The sequence below is a fragment of the Leucobacter sp. USCH14 genome (genome assembly GCF_037619215.1).
In the GTDB taxonomy this organism is placed as follows: domain Bacteria; phylum Actinomycetota; class Actinomycetes; order Actinomycetales; family Microbacteriaceae; genus Leucobacter.
Genome location: NZ_JAQPZP010000007.1, coordinates 85,073 through 101,614 on the forward strand (window position 1 = coordinate 85,073; position 16,542 = coordinate 101,614).

General features: G+C 70.0%; 15 protein-coding genes. 10 read left to right on the forward strand and 5 right to left on the reverse strand.

Translation table 11 applies throughout. The features are described from left to right. Positions 1 to 77: 77 nt before the first annotated feature. Entirely contained in the window at positions 78 to 209 is a 132-nt protein-coding gene (locus PQI23_RS08840; RefSeq protein WP_339973659.1) for a hypothetical protein, read from the reverse strand. A gap of 31 nt (positions 210 to 240) precedes the next feature. Beyond that, the gene (locus PQI23_RS08845; protein ID WP_339973661.1) at positions 241 to 2,145 is read right to left on the reverse strand and encodes a glycosyltransferase; all 1,905 of its coding nucleotides are present in this window, start codon (positions 2,143 to 2,145) and stop codon (positions 241 to 243) included. Between the two features lie 168 nt (positions 2,146 to 2,313). Between PQI23_RS08845 and deoC the strand changes: the two genes are divergently transcribed. Together deoC and PQI23_RS08855 are read left to right on the forward strand one after the other, a co-directional pair. Continuing rightward, on the forward strand, positions 2,314 to 3,039 hold the full coding sequence (gene deoC / locus PQI23_RS08850; protein ID WP_445238417.1) for a deoxyribose-phosphate aldolase: 726 nt from the start codon (positions 2,314 to 2,316) through the stop codon (positions 3,037 to 3,039). Between the two features lie 113 nt (positions 3,040 to 3,152). Beyond that, positions 3,153 to 4,568 (forward strand): HNH endonuclease signature motif containing protein, encoded by a 1,416-nt coding sequence (locus tag PQI23_RS08855; RefSeq protein ID WP_339973663.1) that lies wholly within the window; start codon positions 3,153 to 3,155, stop codon positions 4,566 to 4,568. A 54-nt stretch (positions 4,569 to 4,622) separates the two neighbouring features. Here PQI23_RS08855 and PQI23_RS08860 read toward each other — a convergent pair whose 3' ends face one another. Beyond that, positions 4,623 to 4,994 (reverse strand): hypothetical protein, encoded by a 372-nt coding sequence (locus PQI23_RS08860; protein WP_339973665.1) that lies wholly within the window; start codon positions 4,992 to 4,994, stop codon positions 4,623 to 4,625. After that, positions 4,991 to 6,370: an O-antigen ligase family protein gene (locus PQI23_RS08865; protein WP_339973667.1), complete on the reverse strand. Its 1,380-nt coding sequence runs from the start codon at positions 6,368 to 6,370 to the stop codon at positions 4,991 to 4,993. The genes PQI23_RS08860 and PQI23_RS08865 overlap by 4 nt, the downstream gene beginning before the upstream one ends. A 100-nt stretch (positions 6,371 to 6,470) precedes the next feature. On the opposite strand from PQI23_RS08865, the gene manA reads away from it, so the two are divergent. The 5 genes from manA (at position 6,471) to PQI23_RS08890 (ending at position 12,853) form a co-directional block, all read left to right on the forward strand. Continuing rightward, positions 6,471 to 7,778 carry a mannose-6-phosphate isomerase, class I gene (gene manA / locus PQI23_RS08870; RefSeq protein ID WP_339973669.1) on the forward strand — a complete coding sequence of 436 codons (1,308 nt, stop codon included), beginning with the start codon at positions 6,471 to 6,473 and terminating at the stop codon, positions 7,776 to 7,778. A 45-nt stretch (positions 7,779 to 7,823) separates the two neighbouring features. Further along, positions 7,824 to 8,357: a hypothetical protein gene (locus tag PQI23_RS08875; RefSeq protein WP_445238418.1), complete on the forward strand. Its 534-nt coding sequence runs from the start codon at positions 7,824 to 7,826 to the stop codon at positions 8,355 to 8,357. Further along, positions 8,357 to 9,295, forward strand: a complete 939-nt coding sequence (locus PQI23_RS08880; RefSeq protein ID WP_339973671.1) for a bifunctional riboflavin kinase/FAD synthetase — start codon at positions 8,357 to 8,359, stop codon at positions 9,293 to 9,295. Before PQI23_RS08875 ends, PQI23_RS08880 begins: the two co-directional genes overlap by 1 nt. Positions 9,296 to 9,475: 180 nt before the next feature. Continuing rightward, positions 9,476 to 11,635 (forward strand): DEAD/DEAH box helicase, encoded by a 2,160-nt coding sequence (locus PQI23_RS08885; protein ID WP_339973674.1) that lies wholly within the window; start codon positions 9,476 to 9,478, stop codon positions 11,633 to 11,635. Between the two features lie 180 nt (positions 11,636 to 11,815). Next, a complete protein-coding gene (locus tag PQI23_RS08890) occupies positions 11,816 to 12,853 on the forward strand; it encodes a 6-phosphofructokinase (protein WP_339973677.1) in 1,038 nt (345 codons plus the stop codon). A 61-nt stretch (positions 12,854 to 12,914) separates the two neighbouring features. Here the strand turns inward: PQI23_RS08890 and PQI23_RS08895 are convergent, their stop codons facing one another. Next, positions 12,915 to 13,190 carry a mycoredoxin gene (locus PQI23_RS08895; RefSeq protein WP_339973679.1) on the reverse strand — a complete coding sequence of 92 codons (276 nt, stop codon included), beginning with the start codon at positions 13,188 to 13,190 and terminating at the stop codon, positions 12,915 to 12,917. 242 nt (positions 13,191 to 13,432) lie between these two features. Here PQI23_RS08895 and PQI23_RS08900 point away from each other — a divergent pair, with 242 nt between their 5' ends. From PQI23_RS08900 to PQI23_RS08910, 3 genes are read left to right on the forward strand one after another with little or no spacing between them, the layout of a single operon-like run. Next, a complete protein-coding gene (locus PQI23_RS08900; RefSeq protein WP_339973681.1) occupies positions 13,433 to 14,800 on the forward strand; it encodes an inorganic phosphate transporter in 1,368 nt (455 codons plus the stop codon). Continuing rightward, on the forward strand, positions 14,797 to 15,093 hold the full coding sequence (locus tag PQI23_RS08905) for a hypothetical protein (protein WP_339973684.1): 297 nt from the start codon (positions 14,797 to 14,799) through the stop codon (positions 15,091 to 15,093). The genes PQI23_RS08900 and PQI23_RS08905 overlap by 4 nt, the downstream gene beginning before the upstream one ends. Before the next feature lie 23 nt (positions 15,094 to 15,116). Continuing rightward, entirely contained in the window at positions 15,117 to 16,532 is a 1,416-nt protein-coding gene (locus tag PQI23_RS08910) for an aldehyde dehydrogenase family protein (RefSeq protein WP_339973686.1), read from the forward strand. Positions 16,533 to 16,542: the final 10 nt, after the last annotated feature.

Below are 16,542 nucleotides of genomic sequence, written 5' to 3' on the forward strand. Positions count from 1 at the left end.
GTTCGCAGTCTGAACAGTGCGTGAACGGCAGAGCGCATCGGCGTGGCTGCACTGCAGGCCACGGCGACGGCGCCGTTCTAGGCTGCGACGCGCGTGGGAGTGGTGCCCGAGAGCATGGCACCCCACGAGGAGACGTATCCGTTGGTGCCCGGGTGCGACAGCATCCACTCCATGGGAGTGAAGGTCTGGGGGAACCCGTGCGAAATCATCCCTCCCAGAGTATCAAACGACGTTCCGCATTCAGCGGCCCTCGAAGGTGCGCTTCCACTCCTCCGGCGAGGTGAGCTGGGGCAGCGCCGCGCGGTACTCGGCGGCGAGCCGATCCCAGTTCTTCTCGATCTCGCGCACGAGCTCGCGCGACTCCTTCAGGAGGCGGCGGAACTTCGCCTGATCATGGCGGTACCACATCTTGCCGCTGCCGTCGGCCGCGCCGATGAGCACGCTGGAGTGCCGCGGGATGCGCCACCACAGCGCGTCGACCTTCGCGTACTCGAGCTCGGGAGCCTGCGCGTCGTGCTCGCTCACGGTGCGCCGCCAGTGGGTCGGGATCATGCGCGCGGTGAACGCGCCGAGCCGGAGGCCCGTCGGGTAGTCCTTCGGCCTCTTGAGCAGCGGGAGCGCGCGGCCGCCGCGGGCATGCGGAGTGTCCGGATCGCCGGAGCGGTAGACATGCGTCTCCGGGAAATCGGCAGCTTGAGCGCGGGCCGCCGGCATAACCTTCGGGAGATCCTCGTGGAGACTGCTCGGGCCGCGCAGCACCGAGCGCATGCCGTCGACCGCGAGCTGCGTCGCATAGTACTGCATGTTGAGCAGCTTCTTGATGTCCTGCCGACCGCTGTTCTGCAGCAGCTTGCCGCTGCCCGGCTGATCGGAGTGCAGGAGACCGGCGATGATGCGGTTGCGGGTGTGGAAGAACGCCTGCCAGTCCTGCGAATCGTCCTTGTCGATCCAGGAGACGTGCCAGAGGGCCACCCCGGGCATCGAGACGGTGCGGTAGCCCGCAGCACGCGCCCGCAGGCCGTACTCGGCGTCATCCCACTTGATGAAGACGGGAAGCGAGAGGCCGATCTCGGCGATGATCTTCTTCGGGATCATGCACATCCACCAGCCGTTGTAGTCGGCGTCGAGGCGTGCGTGCATCCACGGCGTCTGACGCAGATTGCGCTTGCGGAAGTCGTGGCGGTGCTGATCGTCGAAGGAGGGGCCCCACAGGAACGGCCCCGGCCGCACCACCTCGGCCCACGCGTGCAGCACCGGCTTGTCGAGCAGATCGAACATGTGGCCGCCCACGATCACCGGGGTGCGGCTGAAGCGACCGAACTGCAGGGCGCGCAGGGCGCTCTCGGCCTCGAACTCCACGTCGTCGTCGAGCAGGAGGAGGAAGTCGGTGTCCTCGCGCTCCAGCGTCTCCGACATCGAGCGGGCGAAACCGCCCGAGCCGCCCAGATTGCCCTGTTCGATGACCTGCAGTTTCTCGCCGAGCGCCGCAGCGACCTCGTCGAAGCCGGACTCGTCGCGCACCTTCCGGGTGCCCTGGTCGACGAGGAAGATGCGGTCGATGCCGTCGAGCAGACCGGGGTTGTCGGCGACGTTGCGAAGGGTGCCGACGCAGTAGTCGGGTTTGTTGTACGTCGTCATGCCGAGGCTCAGCTTGCCGGTCTCGACGGGCTGAGCGTCGGTCGACCAACGGCCGCCCTGCAACTCGAGATCCTCGGTGCTCGCGATGAGATCGAACCAGTACCAGCCGCCGTCGCTGAAGGAGCGCAGGGGCAGATCGAAGGTCGTCGTCGCCTCGCCGGTCACGGCCTGCGAATCGACGCGCTGCTGCACGCCCGAGGCGTTCGACCGGTACACGATGATGGTGCCGGGCCCCTGCGTGCGCAGCTCGAGCTGCACCGTGTCGACGACCGTCCAGTGCTGCCAGTACGCGGCCGGGAACGCGTTGAAATAGCTCGCGTACGAGACGCGATGGCCCGAGCGCACGCGCATGCTGTCGCGCGAGAGCACGTGATCGATGTGCGCATTCTCGCTGAGCCGCACGGGTCGGCCTCGCACCGTCGTCCAGGTCTCGGCGTCCGCGTAGAGCGGCAGCACGTCCGGGTCTTTGGCGACGGGGAAAACGACGTTCTGCAGGATGGTCGGCATCGGGGGCGAGCCTCTCTGGGCGTGCGGCGGGCAGAGTACCGGCTCAGTCTAGCGGCGCGGGCGTGGAGGTGGCTGGGGCGGTGCCGCGCGGCGTGCGGGCGCGTCTTAGCATTGAATGGAGCGGTCCGATCCGGGGCTGCTGATCCTCCGTTCTGAACAGGAGCCACCGTGGCCGCACCCGACTCAGCCGCCGTTTCCGACCTCGCCGCCGTTTCCGATCTCGATGCCGTCTCCGACCTCGCCCGTGCGATCGACCACACGTTCTTGAAGCCCGAGGGTCGTCGCGCCGACGTCGAGCAGGCCGTCGCCGAGGCTGCAGCGCTCGGTGTGTACAGTGTGTGCGTCTCGCCGAGCGAGCTGCCGCTGGCGCTGCCCGAGGGGAGCGCGCTGAAGGTGACGGCGGTGTGCGGGTTCCCGAGCGGCAAGCATCGCTCCGCCGTGAAGGCCGCTGAGGCGGAGTTCGCCGTTGCGCAGGGGGCCGACGAGATCGACATGGTGATCGACATCGGGGCCGCGCTCGACGGTCGCTTCGATGCGGTCGAAGCCGACATCCGCGCCGTGCGCGCTGCCGTGCCCGCACCGACCGTGCTCAAGGTGATCATCGAGTCGGCCGCGCTCGACGACGACGCCATCGTCGCCGCGTGCGGTGCGGCCGAGGCGGCCGGGGCGGATTTCGTGAAGACGTCGACCGGGTTCCATCCGTCGGGCGGCGCCACGGTGCACGCCGTCGAGGTGATGAAGCACGCGGTGGGGGATCGCCTCGCGATCAAGGCGTCGGGCGGCATCCGCAGTCGCGAGGATGCCGAGGCCATGCTGCGCGCCGGTGCGAGTCGGCTCGGGCTCTCGTCGAGCCGCACCGTGCTCGAGGGCGGGATGGGCGCGTCCGGGTACTGAGGGAGCTGCGGCGTCGTTTTGTAGGGCGCTCAACAATTTTCGCTCGCGATGTTTGGACCGGGAAGGGCGGCTGAGGGGCCTGGAACGTCGGTGGTCGCGGGCAGGCTTGATCCATGGAAGCCGCATCGTTCTTTCCCGAGCCGCAGGGCGCCGAGCTCGACGCGGCGGTGAGCGAGCTGGCCGCGGTCGAGCGGGAACTGAGGGCGCTCGAGGCGCGCAAGCGGATGCTGCTGGCGCGTGTACGGGAGGCGGCCGATGCGGTATGCGAAGCGGAGCGGCGCACGGGGCGAGCGGCAGAGCTCGTGCATCGGGCGGCGTCGGCCGAGGTCGGCTTCGCGCTCGGAATTGCGGACCGCAGCGCGGAAGCCCTCATCGAGCGCTCCCACGACCTGTGCACGAAGTTCGCGGCGGCGCATGCTTCGCTGGCCGCGGGGCGCATGTCGGTGGCGCACGCATCGGCGGTAGCCGACGCCGGGCTCGTCATCGCCGACGCCGCCGCTCGCGAGGCGTACACGCGGGCAGCTGTGCAGATCGCGGAGGCCGAAACCCCGAACCGGGCTCGACGCGCCGCGAAGGTGCTGGCGGAGCGGTTCGCCGGGCGCACGATCGCCGAACGGAGCGCGGAGGCCGCTGAGCAACGACGAGTCTGGGTGACGCCGCTCGACGATGGAATGGCGGAACTGCACGCGGTGGTCGACGCGGTGCTCGCCACGGCGCTGCACGACCGATTGACGCGGGTGGCTCAGGCTCAGGTCGAGGCCGACCGCGAGGGCGCCGAGTCTCTGGCGAGCGGGAGCGGGTCTCGCGAGACCGGGGTCGTCGCTCCGCGCACGCTCGATCAGGCGCGGGCCGATCTCTTCACGGATCTCCTGCTCAACGGCGACCCGTCGGAGCTCTGGCGTGCGCACGGCGGAGTGAGCGGTGAACGGATCGACGCGCGCGTGCAGGTGATCGTTCCGGTGAGCGCATTGGCGGACGAGGCCGCCGCTCCGACCGCCCCGACCGTTCCGACCGTTCCGGGCGGCGCCCAGCCGAGCCCGGGGCTCGCCGCGCCCGCGGCGCTCAGTGGATACGGCGCGATCGGCGCGGACCGCGCGCGACTCCTCGCCGGCCTCGCTCGCGGCTGGGACCGGGTAGCCGTCGACGACGCGACCGGAGCGGTGCTCGCGGTGGATCGATACCGACCCTCCGAGGAACTGCTCCGGTACCTCCGAGCGCGGGATCAGCACTGCCGGTTCCCGGGTTGCCAAGTCGTGCCCTTCCGTGCGGATATCGATCACACGTACGACGCGGCCCGGGGAGGAGCCACCTCGGTCGTCAACCTCGCCGTGCTGTGCCGAAGGCATCACACGATGAAGCATCACGCGGGAATCGAGATGACGCAGCACGCCGATGGTTCAGTGGACTGGGTGACCGCACTGGGACGCCGAAAACGCGAGCGGCCGCCGTCGCGGGTGATGTTCGCGCCGATCGATGACGCGAGTATCGGGGGCGAAGAACGGCGGCGGGGCAGCAGTGCCGCGGCATGACGCCCGCGGCCTGAGCACAGCGCCGCGCCGTGACCGCAGCCTCAGTCCGCAGCCTCAGTCCTCGTGGACGTGCAGTTCCTGCCCCGCGCGCCATACGGCGACGGTGAGCGGGGGCGCGCTCGCCGCGATCTCGCGGAGGAGCTCGAACTCGACGCGATCCGCGTTGCGCTGATGAATCGCGGCGTCGGTCCCGCCGGCGCGCGCGGCGAGGCGTGCGAGCCCGAACTCGGCGAGCAATCCGCGATCCTCGAGCATCTCGTCGCGCAGGGCACGCACGACGAAGTCGTCGACCTCCGGCGTCTCCGCGTAGGCGGTGGCGGGATCCTCGCCGTCGCGCACGAGATGCTCCAAGATGGTCTCGCGCTCGATCCGCGCTTCGGACCGCAGTTGTACGAGGCGCTCGGTGGTCAAGTGCAACGCGTTCATCGCTGCACCCCGATGGCGCCCGTCTCCTGCGTGATGGGAATCCGGCGCCAGGGCAGCTGCGTGGGTTCGGCCTCGAGCGAGGGCAGCTGGAAATCGAACCTCGATTTCACCGCGAGCAGCACCAGCAGCAGCCAGTTCCCCTCGATGATGAGCCGACTCTCGGTCAGCGACTGCACGAGAAGCGCGATCATCACCAGGAACGGCCAGAGCGCGCTCGTCGCGTAGGTCAGCGGCGGGCCGTACCCGCGCCGCGGCGGGTCGACCGCGCGGAACCAGACGCGCCAGGTGGTGAGCACGATGAGCGGGGCGAACGCCAGCAGCCCGACGATGCCGAGCTGCAGCCACACGTCGAGCCAGGCGTTGTGCGCGCTCATCACCTGGAGGCCCGCCTTCTCGTCGAGCGACGCGAAGGGCTCGGCCCACGGCGCCCAATAGCTGATCCAACCCCAGCCGAACCAGGGCCGCTGCTCGGCAAGGTCGATGACCTTCTGCCAGGTCTCGACGCGTCCTGTGAGGTCCCCGCTCTTGCCGAGCAGCCCGAACACGAAGTCGCGGGCGAAGAGCACGAGCCCGAGCGCGGCCACCAGCACGGCCCCGCCGGTCGCGTAGAGCGGTACGCGTCGCTCGGGCCCCAGCCGCCGCGCCCAGAGCGCGAGGGTCAGGCCGACCACCACGGCCGCGAGCGCCACCCACACGGTCGCGCCGCGGGTGAGCAGGATCGTGCCGAACGAGAGCGCGACCCAGAACCATCCGCGCACGGGGCGCACGAGCCCGGCGCGCAGCTGGATGACGAAGACGATGAACCCGAGCAGCGCGATGAAGCCGAGCAGCACGGAGTTGGCGACGAGCCCCTGAATAGGGCCTCCGACGAACAGCAGGTCGCGGCTCCAGTAGAGCAGCTTCGACACCTTGCCCGACTCTGGCACCTCGATGAAGTTCTGGAACACCGGGCGCTGCACGAACACCGCGACGATCAGCTCGAAGACGAGCGAGAGCCCGATGAGGTAGCGCAGCGCCGTGCCGAGGGTGCGGAGCACCTCGTGCCACGACAGCACGAACGCGATGACGACCGCGAGGAGCGTCGTCGCCAGTTGGGCGACCACGCCGAGCACGCTCTCGAACCGGTATTGCGACCAGAGAATCGAGAGGATCGCGAGTCCGAGGAACCAGTACAGCGGCGCGGGCAGGCGATACCACCGGAAGCGCTCCGGCCGCTCGCGCACGAAGATGACGACTCCCCAAACGACGAGCGCCACGGCGAGCCCCAGAAATCCGGGCCATCCCACGAGATTGCGGACCCCGTTGCTGCCCAGCGTCAGGATGAACACGCAGATCGCGAACGCGCTCACACCGAGTCTGGTCTTGCTCTCCGACATAGTCGGTATGGTAGTTCATGCCCTGCGGCGGTCGGTGCGCACGGGGAGCCCCCGAGACAGCCGGAGCGCAACGGCCGATGTGCGGAGGCGGAGGAGTAACGTGCTGATCTTCATCGAGAACACCCCGCGGGCGTACGCGTGGGGTTCGACCGAAGCGCTGCCCGACATGCTCGGGACCGCCCCCACCGGCGAGCCGCAGGCCGAGCTCTGGCTCGGAACCCACCCCGGCAGCCCCGCGCACGTGGCGAAGGCCACCCCCGTGCAGCACACGCTCATCGACCTGGTGGAGAGCGACCCCGACCGGTACGGCGTCGACGGCGGCCCGCTCCCGTTCCTGCTGAAGGTGCTGGCCATCGGCGCGCCCCTCTCGCTGCAGGTCCACCCCGATCGCGACCAGGCGGCGGCCGGATTCGCCGCCGAAGAAGCGGCCGGCGTGCCGCGCGACGCCCGAGAGCGCAACTACTGCGATCCGACGCACAAGCCCGAGCTGCTGGTCGCGCTGAGCGAGGTCACGGCGCTGAGCGGGTTCCGCGATCTCGCGAATGCTCGCGAAGACCTGCTGCTGCTGGCCGCCGCCGCGCGCGAGCTGGGCCTCACGGACGGCGCGGAGGGCTTCGAGCGCGCCGCCTGCCGTCTCGTCGGGCGTGACGCGGGGGAGCTGCGACGCGACTTCCTGACGTGGGTGTTCACCCGCGACACGTGCATCACCGCCGCCCTCGCCTGCCTCGCGGAGGTGCTGGCCGCCGCGGAGGCCGGGGACATCGGGTTCTGGGAGCGTGCCCTCGAGGAGGGCACCATCGATCCGGATCGCCTCGCCGCTCTCCGCGCGCTCGCCGCAGCGCATCCCAGCGACCCCGGCGTGCTCGTGTCGCTGCTGCTGCACCTCGTGCACCTCGCCCCGGGGGAGGCGATCTTCTTGGGGGCCGGGCAGATCCACGCCTATCTCTCCGGCGTCGCCGTCGAGGTCATGGCGTCCTCTGACAACGTGCTGCGCGCCGGGCTCACGCAGAAGCACATCGACATCGAAGAGCTCTGTCGCATCGTGAACACCGGTGAACTCGTGGATCCGCGCTTCCCGTCCGAGCGCCTCGACCACGGTCTGATCGCCTGGCGCCCGGAGGTGCCCGAGTTCCAGCTGATGCGGGCGCGCGTGCGCGAAGCCGATGCCGAGACGGGCAGCGGTTTCTCCGATGCCGACGCTGCCACGCGCATCGACCTTCCGGCGCCGTCTCCCGTCGTGCTCGTCGTCACCGCCGGCAAGGTGCGCATCGAGCGCCCCGATGCGCAGCCCTCGGAGGTCGTGAGCGCGCGTCGAGGGCAGTCGCTGTACGTCTCGGCGGGGGAGCCGATCTGCATCACCGGTCATGGCGAGGTATTCCTCGCGACCGTCGGGCACGACGAGCGCTGACCCGCGGCCCCGGCGAGCTCGTCAGAGGCGAGTACACTGATCCGCGTGTCGAACGCCGAATCCGAAGCCACCGCATCGCCAGCAGCAGCCCCCGCAGCCCCGCGGACGGCCGGGCGCTCGGCGAAGCCGGGCTCGGCCGACCCGGGACGGGGACCAGTCGAACCGAGCTCCGCGACGAACGCGTCCGATCGGCTCGGCGGCCTGGGCCGCGTGCTCATCGCGGTCTACATCGTGCTCGCGCTCGCCGCGACCTTCCGATCGATCTATCAGATCATCGCGAAGTTCGACGAGGCCCCGCTCGCGTACTCGCTGTCGGCGCTCTCGGGCGCCGTCTACATCGTGGCGACGATCGCGCTGATCAAACGTCGCGGCGTGTGGCGCACCATCGCCTGGGGCGCCCTGATCTTCGAACTCTGCGGTGTGCTCGTCGTGGGCCTCCTCAGCATCGTCGAACCGCAGCTCTTCGGCCACCCCTCGGTCTGGTCCTTCTTCGGCAGCGGCTACCTCTTCATCCCGCTCGTGCTGCCGGTGCTCGGCCTGATCTGGCTCCGCAGCACGGGTCGTGCAGGATCCGCCTGATGCAGATCATCGAGACGCTCGAGGCGATCCGGCCCGCCGATTTCGCTTCGGGCAGCTCCGTCGCTATCGGCAAGTTCGACGGGCTCCACCTGGGCCACCAGGCGATTCTCGGGCGGATGCGCACCGAGGCGCGAGCGACGGGCGCGCGCAGCGTCGCCTTCACCTTCGCGAATCATCCGCTCAGCTACCTGCGCCCCGAAGCCTGCCCGCGCCCGCTCATGAGCCGCGCCCAGCGGCTGGAGGCGATCGCGGGCCTCGGCCTCGATGCCTGCGTCATGGTGGAGTTCGACGCCGAGTTCGCCGCGATCCCCGCCGAGGAGTTCGTCGTCGATGTGCTGGTCGGCAGGCTCAACGCCAAGCACATTCTGATGGGCGCCGACTTCCGGTTCGGGCACCGCGGCTCGGGTGATGGCGCCCTCTTGCGCGAGCTCGGCGAGCAGCACGGCTTCACGGCCGAGGTGCTCGACTGGGTCGAGGACGATGAGGAGGGACAGGTGTCGTCCTCCCGCATCCGCGAGGCGCTGGGCGCGGGCGACGTCGAGGGCGCCGGGCGCATGACCGGTCGGCCGGTCGCGGTGCGCGGCGAAGTGGTGCACGGCGACGCGCGCGGGCGCGAGCTCGGCTTCCCCACCGCCAACCTCGGCGGGACGGTGGAGGGGCTGGTGCCGGCCGACGGCGTCTACGCCGGCTGGGCGGTGCTCGACGGAGTGGCGCACCCGGCCGCCATCTCGGTCGGCAACAATCCGACCTTCACCCCCGACGAGGCATCGCGCGTCGAAGCGTACATCCTCGACTTCTCCGACGACATCTACGGGCGCACGCTCGAGATCCGTTTCGCCCATCGCCTGCGCGGCACCGAGCGCTTCGACGGGCTGGAAGCGCTCATCACGCAGATGAACGCCGACGTGGTCGAGGCCAGGGCGCTGCTCGCGGACTGACGCAGAACTCCGAGCGCGCTCTCGCGATCCGTCCCGGCACGGATGCTAGAATCGGAGGCACGGTCGCGCTTTCTGCGGTTCGCGAGTCCCATGCCGCGCATGAGGTCAGGCTCCGAGCCCGCGAGCGGCCCGCGACTCGGTACGCGTTCCGAGACTGCAACTCGCCGATCAGGAGATCCATTGGCATCCACCACTGCCACGCGTCAGCCCCAGACGAAGAGCGGCGCGCAGCGCGGTCAGTCGCGCTCGAACGGTCGCCGCAAGCACACGCACAACGAGGGCATCATCCCGCTGCTCGCGCGCGCCGTCCGCGAGGTCGAGGCTTCGGCGCAGCGCGGCAAGGCGACGCCCGCCAATCGCACCAAGTTCCACGTCATCGCGCTGCTGATGCGCGAGGAGCGTGCGAGGGTGAAGACCGATGAGCAGGTGAGCGACTCCGAGCGGGCCGAGACCCTGAAGCGGCTCGACGGCGTCGCCTCGATCCTCGCGAAGACCGCGGCCCGCGACACGAGCCTCATCACCCTGCTCGAGCCGACCGCCCCGATCACCGAGGCCACGCGACTCCTGAAGCGCAAGATGCTCGCTCAGGCGGGCATCGAACTGCCCGAGGAGGAGAAGGCGGCCCCCGAGCCCGCCCGCGCCATCGTGCCCCCCGAGCTGGCCGAGCGCCAGGTGGAGCCCGCCGGCATCGAGGCGCGCATGCGCGCCAACCCGTTCTTGAAGCCCGATCTCGCTCCGCCGAAGCAGCCGACCCCGGTCGTGCGACTCGCGAACTGGGAGCTCCTCGGCCCGCTGCTCAAGTCGTTCGAGCAGGGCGGCGGCGGTTCCGCGTGCATGGAGCTGCCCGAGCCTCCGGTGCCGGATCGCCTCGCCCCCGCCGGACGTGAGCTCATGCCGCATCAGGCACGTTTCCTCGCGAGCGTGCGCGACGGGCACCGCAGCTTCCTGCTCGCCGACGAGCCCGGCCTCGGCAAGACCGCGCAGTCGGTGCTCGCGGCCTCGGTGGCGGACGCGTACCCCCTGCTCGTCGTCGTGCCGAACGTCGTGAAGATGAACTGGGCGCGCGAGGTCGAGCGGTGGACGCCGCAGCGCCGCGTCACCGTGATCCACGGCGACGGCAACGATGTCGACGCCTTCGCCGACGTGTTCATCGTCAACTACGACATCCTCGATCGTCACCTCAGCTGGATCTCCGACTTCGGCTTCGCGGGCATGGTCGTCGACGAGGCGCACATGATCAAGAACGTGCAGTCGCAGCGATCCCGCAACGTGCTCGCGATCTCGGAGCGCATCCGCGAGCGCACCCCCGGGGTGTCGCCGCTGCTCATCGCGCTGACCGGCACGCCGCTCATCAACGACATCGACGACTTCCGAGCGATCTGGCGCTTCCTCGGCTGGACCGAGAGCGACAAGCCGGGGCCCGAGCTCATGGCGCAGCTCGAGAACAACGGCTGGACGCCGGCCGACTCGGCGTTCTACCCCGAGGCGCGCCAGAGCGTCATCGACATGGGTATCGTGCGCCGCCGCAAGATCGATGTCGCGTCCGATCTGCCCGCGAAGCGCGTCGTCGACCTGCCGGTCGAGCTCGACGACGAACTCGGCCGCGGCATCCGCGAGGCCGAAGCGCAGCTCGCCAAGAAGCTGCTCGATCGCTTCCGGGTCGTGAAGCGCGGCAAGCTCGGCGAGAAGCTCGACGACGCCGCCATCATCCGCATGGTCGCCTCGCAGGAGCTCGAGGAGTCGCACGCCTCGGCCGACGGACTCAACGTCTTCACGATGGTGCGCCAGATCGGTCAGGCGAAGGCGCAGCTCGCCGCCGACTACGCCGTGCAGCTCGCGCGCTCGGTCGGCAAGGTCGTGTTCTTCGCGAAGCACATCGACGTGATGGATCGCGTCGAGCGTCAGCTCGCCGAGGCCGGCCTCAAGACGGTGTCGATCCGCGGCGACCAGACGGCCGCCTTCCGCCAGGAGCAGATCGACGCCTTCAACCAGGACCCCGAGGTCTCGGTCGCCGTCTGCTCGCTGACCGCCGCCGGCGTGGGCGTGAACCTGCAGGCCTCGTCGAACGTGGTGCTCGCCGAACTCAGCTGGACGGACGCCGAGCAGACGCAGGCCATCGACCGCGTGCACCGCATCGGCCAGGAGGAGCCCGTCACCGCCTGGCGCATCGTGGCCGCCCAGACCATCGACGCGAAGATCGCGGAGCTGATCGACAGCAAGGCCGGCCTCGCCGCCCGCGCGCTCGACGGCGCCGCCGCCCCGGCGGAGGACGCGGACTCCGTGCAGCTGCTCGCCCTCGTGAGCGTGCTCACTCAGGCGGTCGAGCGCGAGGGCGCCTGACCGCGCGCAGCCGGGCGAGGTCCGGGTTCGGGTCCGGGTTCAGATCCGGGCCCCGATATGCTGGCGGATTCCGTATCGAATTTTGGCGAGAATAGTCGTATCCGAGTGGATTCTGCCAAAGCTAAGGTGGAACGGGGTCGTCTCGACCGGTAGTCCGCGCGCCGAAGAATGAGGAGTCGCATGCGCATTGGTGTCCTGTGCTCAGGGGGCGACAGCCCCGGAATGAACGCTGCGATCCGCGGGGCGGTGCTCCGCGGCGTCGAGGTGCACGGCTTCGAGATGGTCGGGTTCATGGACGGCTGGCGCGGCTTCCACGAGGACGACCGCATCCCGCTCGATCGCGCCGCGGTGCGAGGCATCTCGCCGCTCGGCGGGGTGATCCTCGGCACGAGCCGCGTGCAGCCGTTCCTGTCGGGGCGCGGCGACGATGCCGACATCCAGACGATCCGGGATCGCGTGGAGGAGTACGGCCTCGACGCGTTCCTGCTCATCGGGGGCAACGGCACCCAGACCGTCGCGCAGCTGCTCACCGATCACGGCATCCCCGCCATCGGCCTCCCGAAGACGATCGACAATGACCTCAGCGGAACCGACTACACGTTCGGCTTCGACACGGCCGTATCCATCGCGTCCGAGGCGATCGACCGCCTGCGCACCACGGGCGACTCGCACCGCCGCTGCATGGTGCTCGAGGTGATGGGACGCGATGCCGGCTGGATCGCGCTCCACGCCGGCATGGCCGGCGGCGCGCAGGTCACGCTCGTGCCGGAGTTCCCCGAATCGATCGAGCAGATCAGCGAGTGGGTGCTGAGCGTGCGCGATCGCGGCCGCTCGTCCCTGGTCGTCGTGGCCGAGGGATTCCGTCTCGCCGGCGGCGCGGCTCAGACGACTCGCGACGGGCTCGACGGGTTCGGGCGCAAGCGGCTCGGGGGAGTGGCCGAGGTGCTCGCGCCGCTCATCGAGCAGCACACGGGCATCGAGACGCGCGCGACCGTGCTCGGGCACGTGCAGCGGGGCGGATCGCCCACCGCCTTCGACCGGGTGCTCGCCACCCGCACGGGCATCGCGGCCGCCGACGCCGCCCAGGCGGGCCAGTGGGGCACGATGGCGGGCCTTCGCGGCGACCGCATCGCGATGGTGCCGCTCGCCGAGGCCGTCGGGCACCTGAAGACCGTGCCCGAGGCGCGCTACGAAGAGGCCCGGCTGAACTTCGGCTGAGCCTTGGTCGAGCCTCGGCGGAGCTTCGGCTGACGGGGCCGCCGGAGGGCGGAGCTCCGGGTCAGACGGAGAGGCGCTCCTGCACATCCTTGAGCGACGGGTTCGTCGCCGTCGTCCCGTCGGGGAAGACGAGCGTCGGCACGACCGCGTTGCCTCCGTTCACCGACTTCACGAGGTCCTCGGTGCCGGGCGTCTCCTCGATGTCGACCACCGTGTACGCGATGCCCGTCTTGTCGAGCATCAGCTTCAGGCGCTTGCAGTACCCGCACCAGACGGTCGAGAACATGGTGACCGTTCCGGCCTCGGGGGTGAACTCGCTCAGCGTTGCAGTACTCATGCGCCCAGCGTACTCGCAGAAGCCGCGCGGGCACTGTGCTCCGCCGCGAGCTCGTCCCCCTCGATCTGGAGCCCAGGTGAACGGAGCGTGAACGGGATGGGGCCAGCTTGACCTGCCGAGGGCGAGGTGGAACCATGATTACGGCGCTTGCGGGGGCACCCTGCGGGTTTACGGGAACGTGAACGCGAGATGACTTCGCCGGTGTTCGTTAGGACCCCCCGACCCCGAACCGAAAGACGCCGGTGGAACTCACCATCATCGTGCTGCTGGTCATCGTACTGGCCCTCTTCTTCGACTTCACGAACGGTTTCCACGACACCGCGAACGCGATGGCGACGCCCATCGCGACGGGTGCGCTGAAACCGAAGACCGCGGTGCTGCTCGCCGCGATCCTCAATCTCGTGGGGGCGTTCCTCTCGACCGAGGTGGCGAAGACCATCTCGGGCGGCCTCATCAATGAAGGGGGCGACGGCGTGCTCATCACGCCCGAGCTGATCTTCGCGGGCCTGATCGGCGCCATCGTCTGGAACCTGGTGACGTGGCTCTACGGGCTGCCCTCCAGCTCGTCGCACGCCCTGTTCGGCGGCCTCATCGGAGCTGCGATCGTCGGTGCCGGCGTCGCCGCGATCAACGGCGAAGTCTTCCTCTCCAAAATCCTCATCCCGATGGTCGCCGCACCGCTCACCGCCGGCATCGTCGCCTTCACGGCCACCAAGGTGGCGTACGCGATCACGCGCCGTCATGACGGGAAGAAGGACGGCCGCGGCCGGTTCCGGTACGCGCAGATCGCCTCCTCCTCGCTCATCGCCCTCGCGCACGGCACGAATGACGCCCAGAAGACCATGGGCGTCATCACGCTGACGCTCGTCGCCGCCAACCTGCAGGAGCCCGGCACCGGCCCGCACCTCTGGGTCGTCGTCGCCTGCGCGCTCGCGATCGCGATCGGCACCTACTCGGGCGGTTGGCGCATCATCCGCACCCTCGGCGCGGGTCTGACGCAGGTGAAGCCCGCGCAGGGCTTCGCCGCCGAGACGAGCAGCGCGGCCACGATCCTCGCCTCCAGCCATCTCGGGTTCGCGCTCTCGACCACCCAGGTCGCCTCCGGCTCGGTCATCGGCTCCGGCCTCGGCCGGCGCGGATCGAGCGTGCGCTGGCGCACCGTCGGCCGCATCGCCTCCGGGTGGCTCTTCACGCTCCCCGCGTCGGGGGCCGTCGGGGCGATCGCCGCCGCCATCGCCCACACCGGAATGGTCGGCGTGATCATCGACGCCGTGCTGGGCTTCGCCTTCATCCTCTTCATCTTCTGGCGCTCGCGCCGCAACAAGGTCGACCACTCGAACGCGATCCCCGCCCCCGACGTCGCCGAGTCGGGGTACGCGGTGCGCATCCGCAAGGGCAAGGTGAAGGCGCCCAAGTCGAAGAGCGGCGCCCCGGCTCCCCTGAACTCGGTGGCGCAGACGGCGATGCGCGACGACGAAGCCGCCAAGGAGGCGGCGCGCGAGGCAGCGCGTGAAGCGGCGCTCGCAGCCCAGCGGGCCGGCGACGCCATGCCCGGCGGGTACGGGCCGATCCCGACCCGCGGAACCCAGCAGCAGGAGGGCGACCGATGATCGACTGGATGGCTTTCCTCATCGTCTTCGGGGCCGCGCTCGTCTCGGCGCTCTTCGTCGTCTCGCTCTACTCGCTCGGGCTGCGGTTCCTCGCGACCCCCGCCCCGGCAGCACGTCTCGCCGACGGGTCGATCGCGCCGCACGGCCCCTCCCGCGACGACGAGGACGACGACGTCGACGCGATCGGCCGCCCGCGGTGGGCGACGGTGCTCGCGAACATCTGCTTCGGGCTCTCCGTGCTGGTCGTGCTCGTCGGCATCTTCCTCATCGTTCCCGCGTTGCACTTCTGGTAAGCCGCCGGGAGTAGTGTGACCGCATGACTGCGACCGCACTGCAACGCATTCCGACACTCGTCGCCGGTCTCCGGCACAGCCACTCCCGGGGTATCACCCGCCCCGAGGAATGGCGACGCGAGCAGTTGACCCGCCTCCGGGCGCTGCTGCAGGATCGCGGAGCCGATTTCGAGGCAGCGCTGCGCTCCGATCTCGGCAAGTCGGGCACCGAGGCGAGGCTCACCGAGATCGACTTCCTCGTCTCCGAGATCGACCACGCGCTCGCGCACCTCGCTCGCTGGATGCGACCGCGCCGGGTGCGAGTGCCGCTCGCGGTGCAGCCCGCCTCCGCGCGGATCGTGCCCGAGCCCCTCGGAGTCGTGCTCGTGATCGCTCCCTGGAACTACCCTTTGATGCTCGCGCTGTCGCCCGTCATCGGTGCCCTCGCGGCGGGCAACGCCGTCGTCGTCAAACCGAGCGAACTCGCGCCGGCGACGTCGACCCTGATCGCGCGCCTCGTGCCCGACGTGCTCGATCGCCGCGCCGTGGCCGTCGTCGAGGGCGGCGTGCCCGAGACCACCGCGCTGCTCGCCGAGCGCTTCGACCACATCTTCTACACGGGGAGCGCGCGCGTCGGTCGCATCGTGGCGCGCGCCGCCGCCGAGCATCTCACGCCGATCACCCTCGAGCTCGGCGGCAAGTCGCCCGTCTACGTCGACGGCACCGTCCCCCTCCACCTCGCCGCGCAGCGGATCGCGTGGGGCAAGTTCATGAACGCCGGTCAGACGTGCGTCGCGCCCGACTACGTGCTCGGGCGGCCCGAAGTGCTGCGCGAGCTCGCACCCCTGCTCGCCGAAGCCGTGCACCACCTGTACGGGAGCGCGCCCGAGAAGAACCCCGACTACGGCCGCATCGTCAATGCCGCCCAGTTCGACCGTCTCGTCGGCTATCTCGCCGACGGCGACGCCGTGCTCGGCGGAGCGCACGACGCCGAGCAGCGCTTCATCGCACCGACACTGCTCACCGGCGTCGACCGAGCGGCTCCGGTGATGCGGGACGAGATTTTCGGGCCGATCCTGCCCCTGATCGAGGTGTCGGGGCTCGACGACGCGCTCACGTTCGTGACGGGTCGGGAGAAGCCCCTCGCCGCGTACGTGTTCAGTGAGAACGCCGCCGTGCGCCGCCGCTGGGAGCACGAGACCAGCTCGGGAGCGCTCGGGTTCGACGTGCCGGCGCTGCACCTCGTCGTGCCCGATCTGCCCTTCGGCGGTGTGGGGGAGAGCGGCATGGGCGCCTACCACGGGGAGCGTTCGTTCCGCACCTTCAGTCATGAGAAGTCGGTGCTCTCGAAACCGCTGAGCCCCGACACCCTCGCCGCGACGATCATGCCGCCGTTCACCGCGAGGAAGGACGCCATCGTGCGTCGCTGGGTCGGCAAGCTGCGCGAGCCCCGCGTATGAGCGGCATCGA

Bases quoted from the DNA above. Each gene is read 5' to 3' on its own strand.
- PQI23_RS08840 (WP_339973659.1), bottom strand. From the start codon at position 209: ATGATTTCGCACGGGTTCCCCCAGACCTTCACTCCCATGGAGTGGATG.
- PQI23_RS08845 (WP_339973661.1), bottom strand. From the start codon at position 2,145: ATGCCGACCATCCTGCAGAACGTCGTTTTCCCCGTCGCCAAAGACCCG.
- PQI23_RS08855 (WP_339973663.1), top strand. From the start codon at position 3,153: ATGGAAGCCGCATCGTTCTTTCCCGAGCCGCAGGGCGCCGAGCTCGAC.
- PQI23_RS08860 (WP_339973665.1), bottom strand. From the start codon at position 4,994: ATGAACGCGTTGCACTTGACCACCGAGCGCCTCGTACAACTGCGGTCC.
- PQI23_RS08865 (WP_339973667.1), bottom strand. From the start codon at position 6,370: ATGTCGGAGAGCAAGACCAGACTCGGTGTGAGCGCGTTCGCGATCTGC.
- PQI23_RS08880 (WP_339973671.1), top strand. From the start codon at position 8,357: ATGCAGATCATCGAGACGCTCGAGGCGATCCGGCCCGCCGATTTCGCT.
- PQI23_RS08890 (WP_339973677.1), top strand. From the start codon at position 11,816: ATGCGCATTGGTGTCCTGTGCTCAGGGGGCGACAGCCCCGGAATGAAC.
- PQI23_RS08895 (WP_339973679.1), bottom strand. From the start codon at position 13,190: ATGAGTACTGCAACGCTGAGCGAGTTCACCCCCGAGGCCGGAACGGTC.
- PQI23_RS08905 (WP_339973684.1), top strand. From the start codon at position 14,797: ATGATCGACTGGATGGCTTTCCTCATCGTCTTCGGGGCCGCGCTCGTC.
- PQI23_RS08910 (WP_339973686.1), top strand. From the start codon at position 15,117: ATGACTGCGACCGCACTGCAACGCATTCCGACACTCGTCGCCGGTCTC.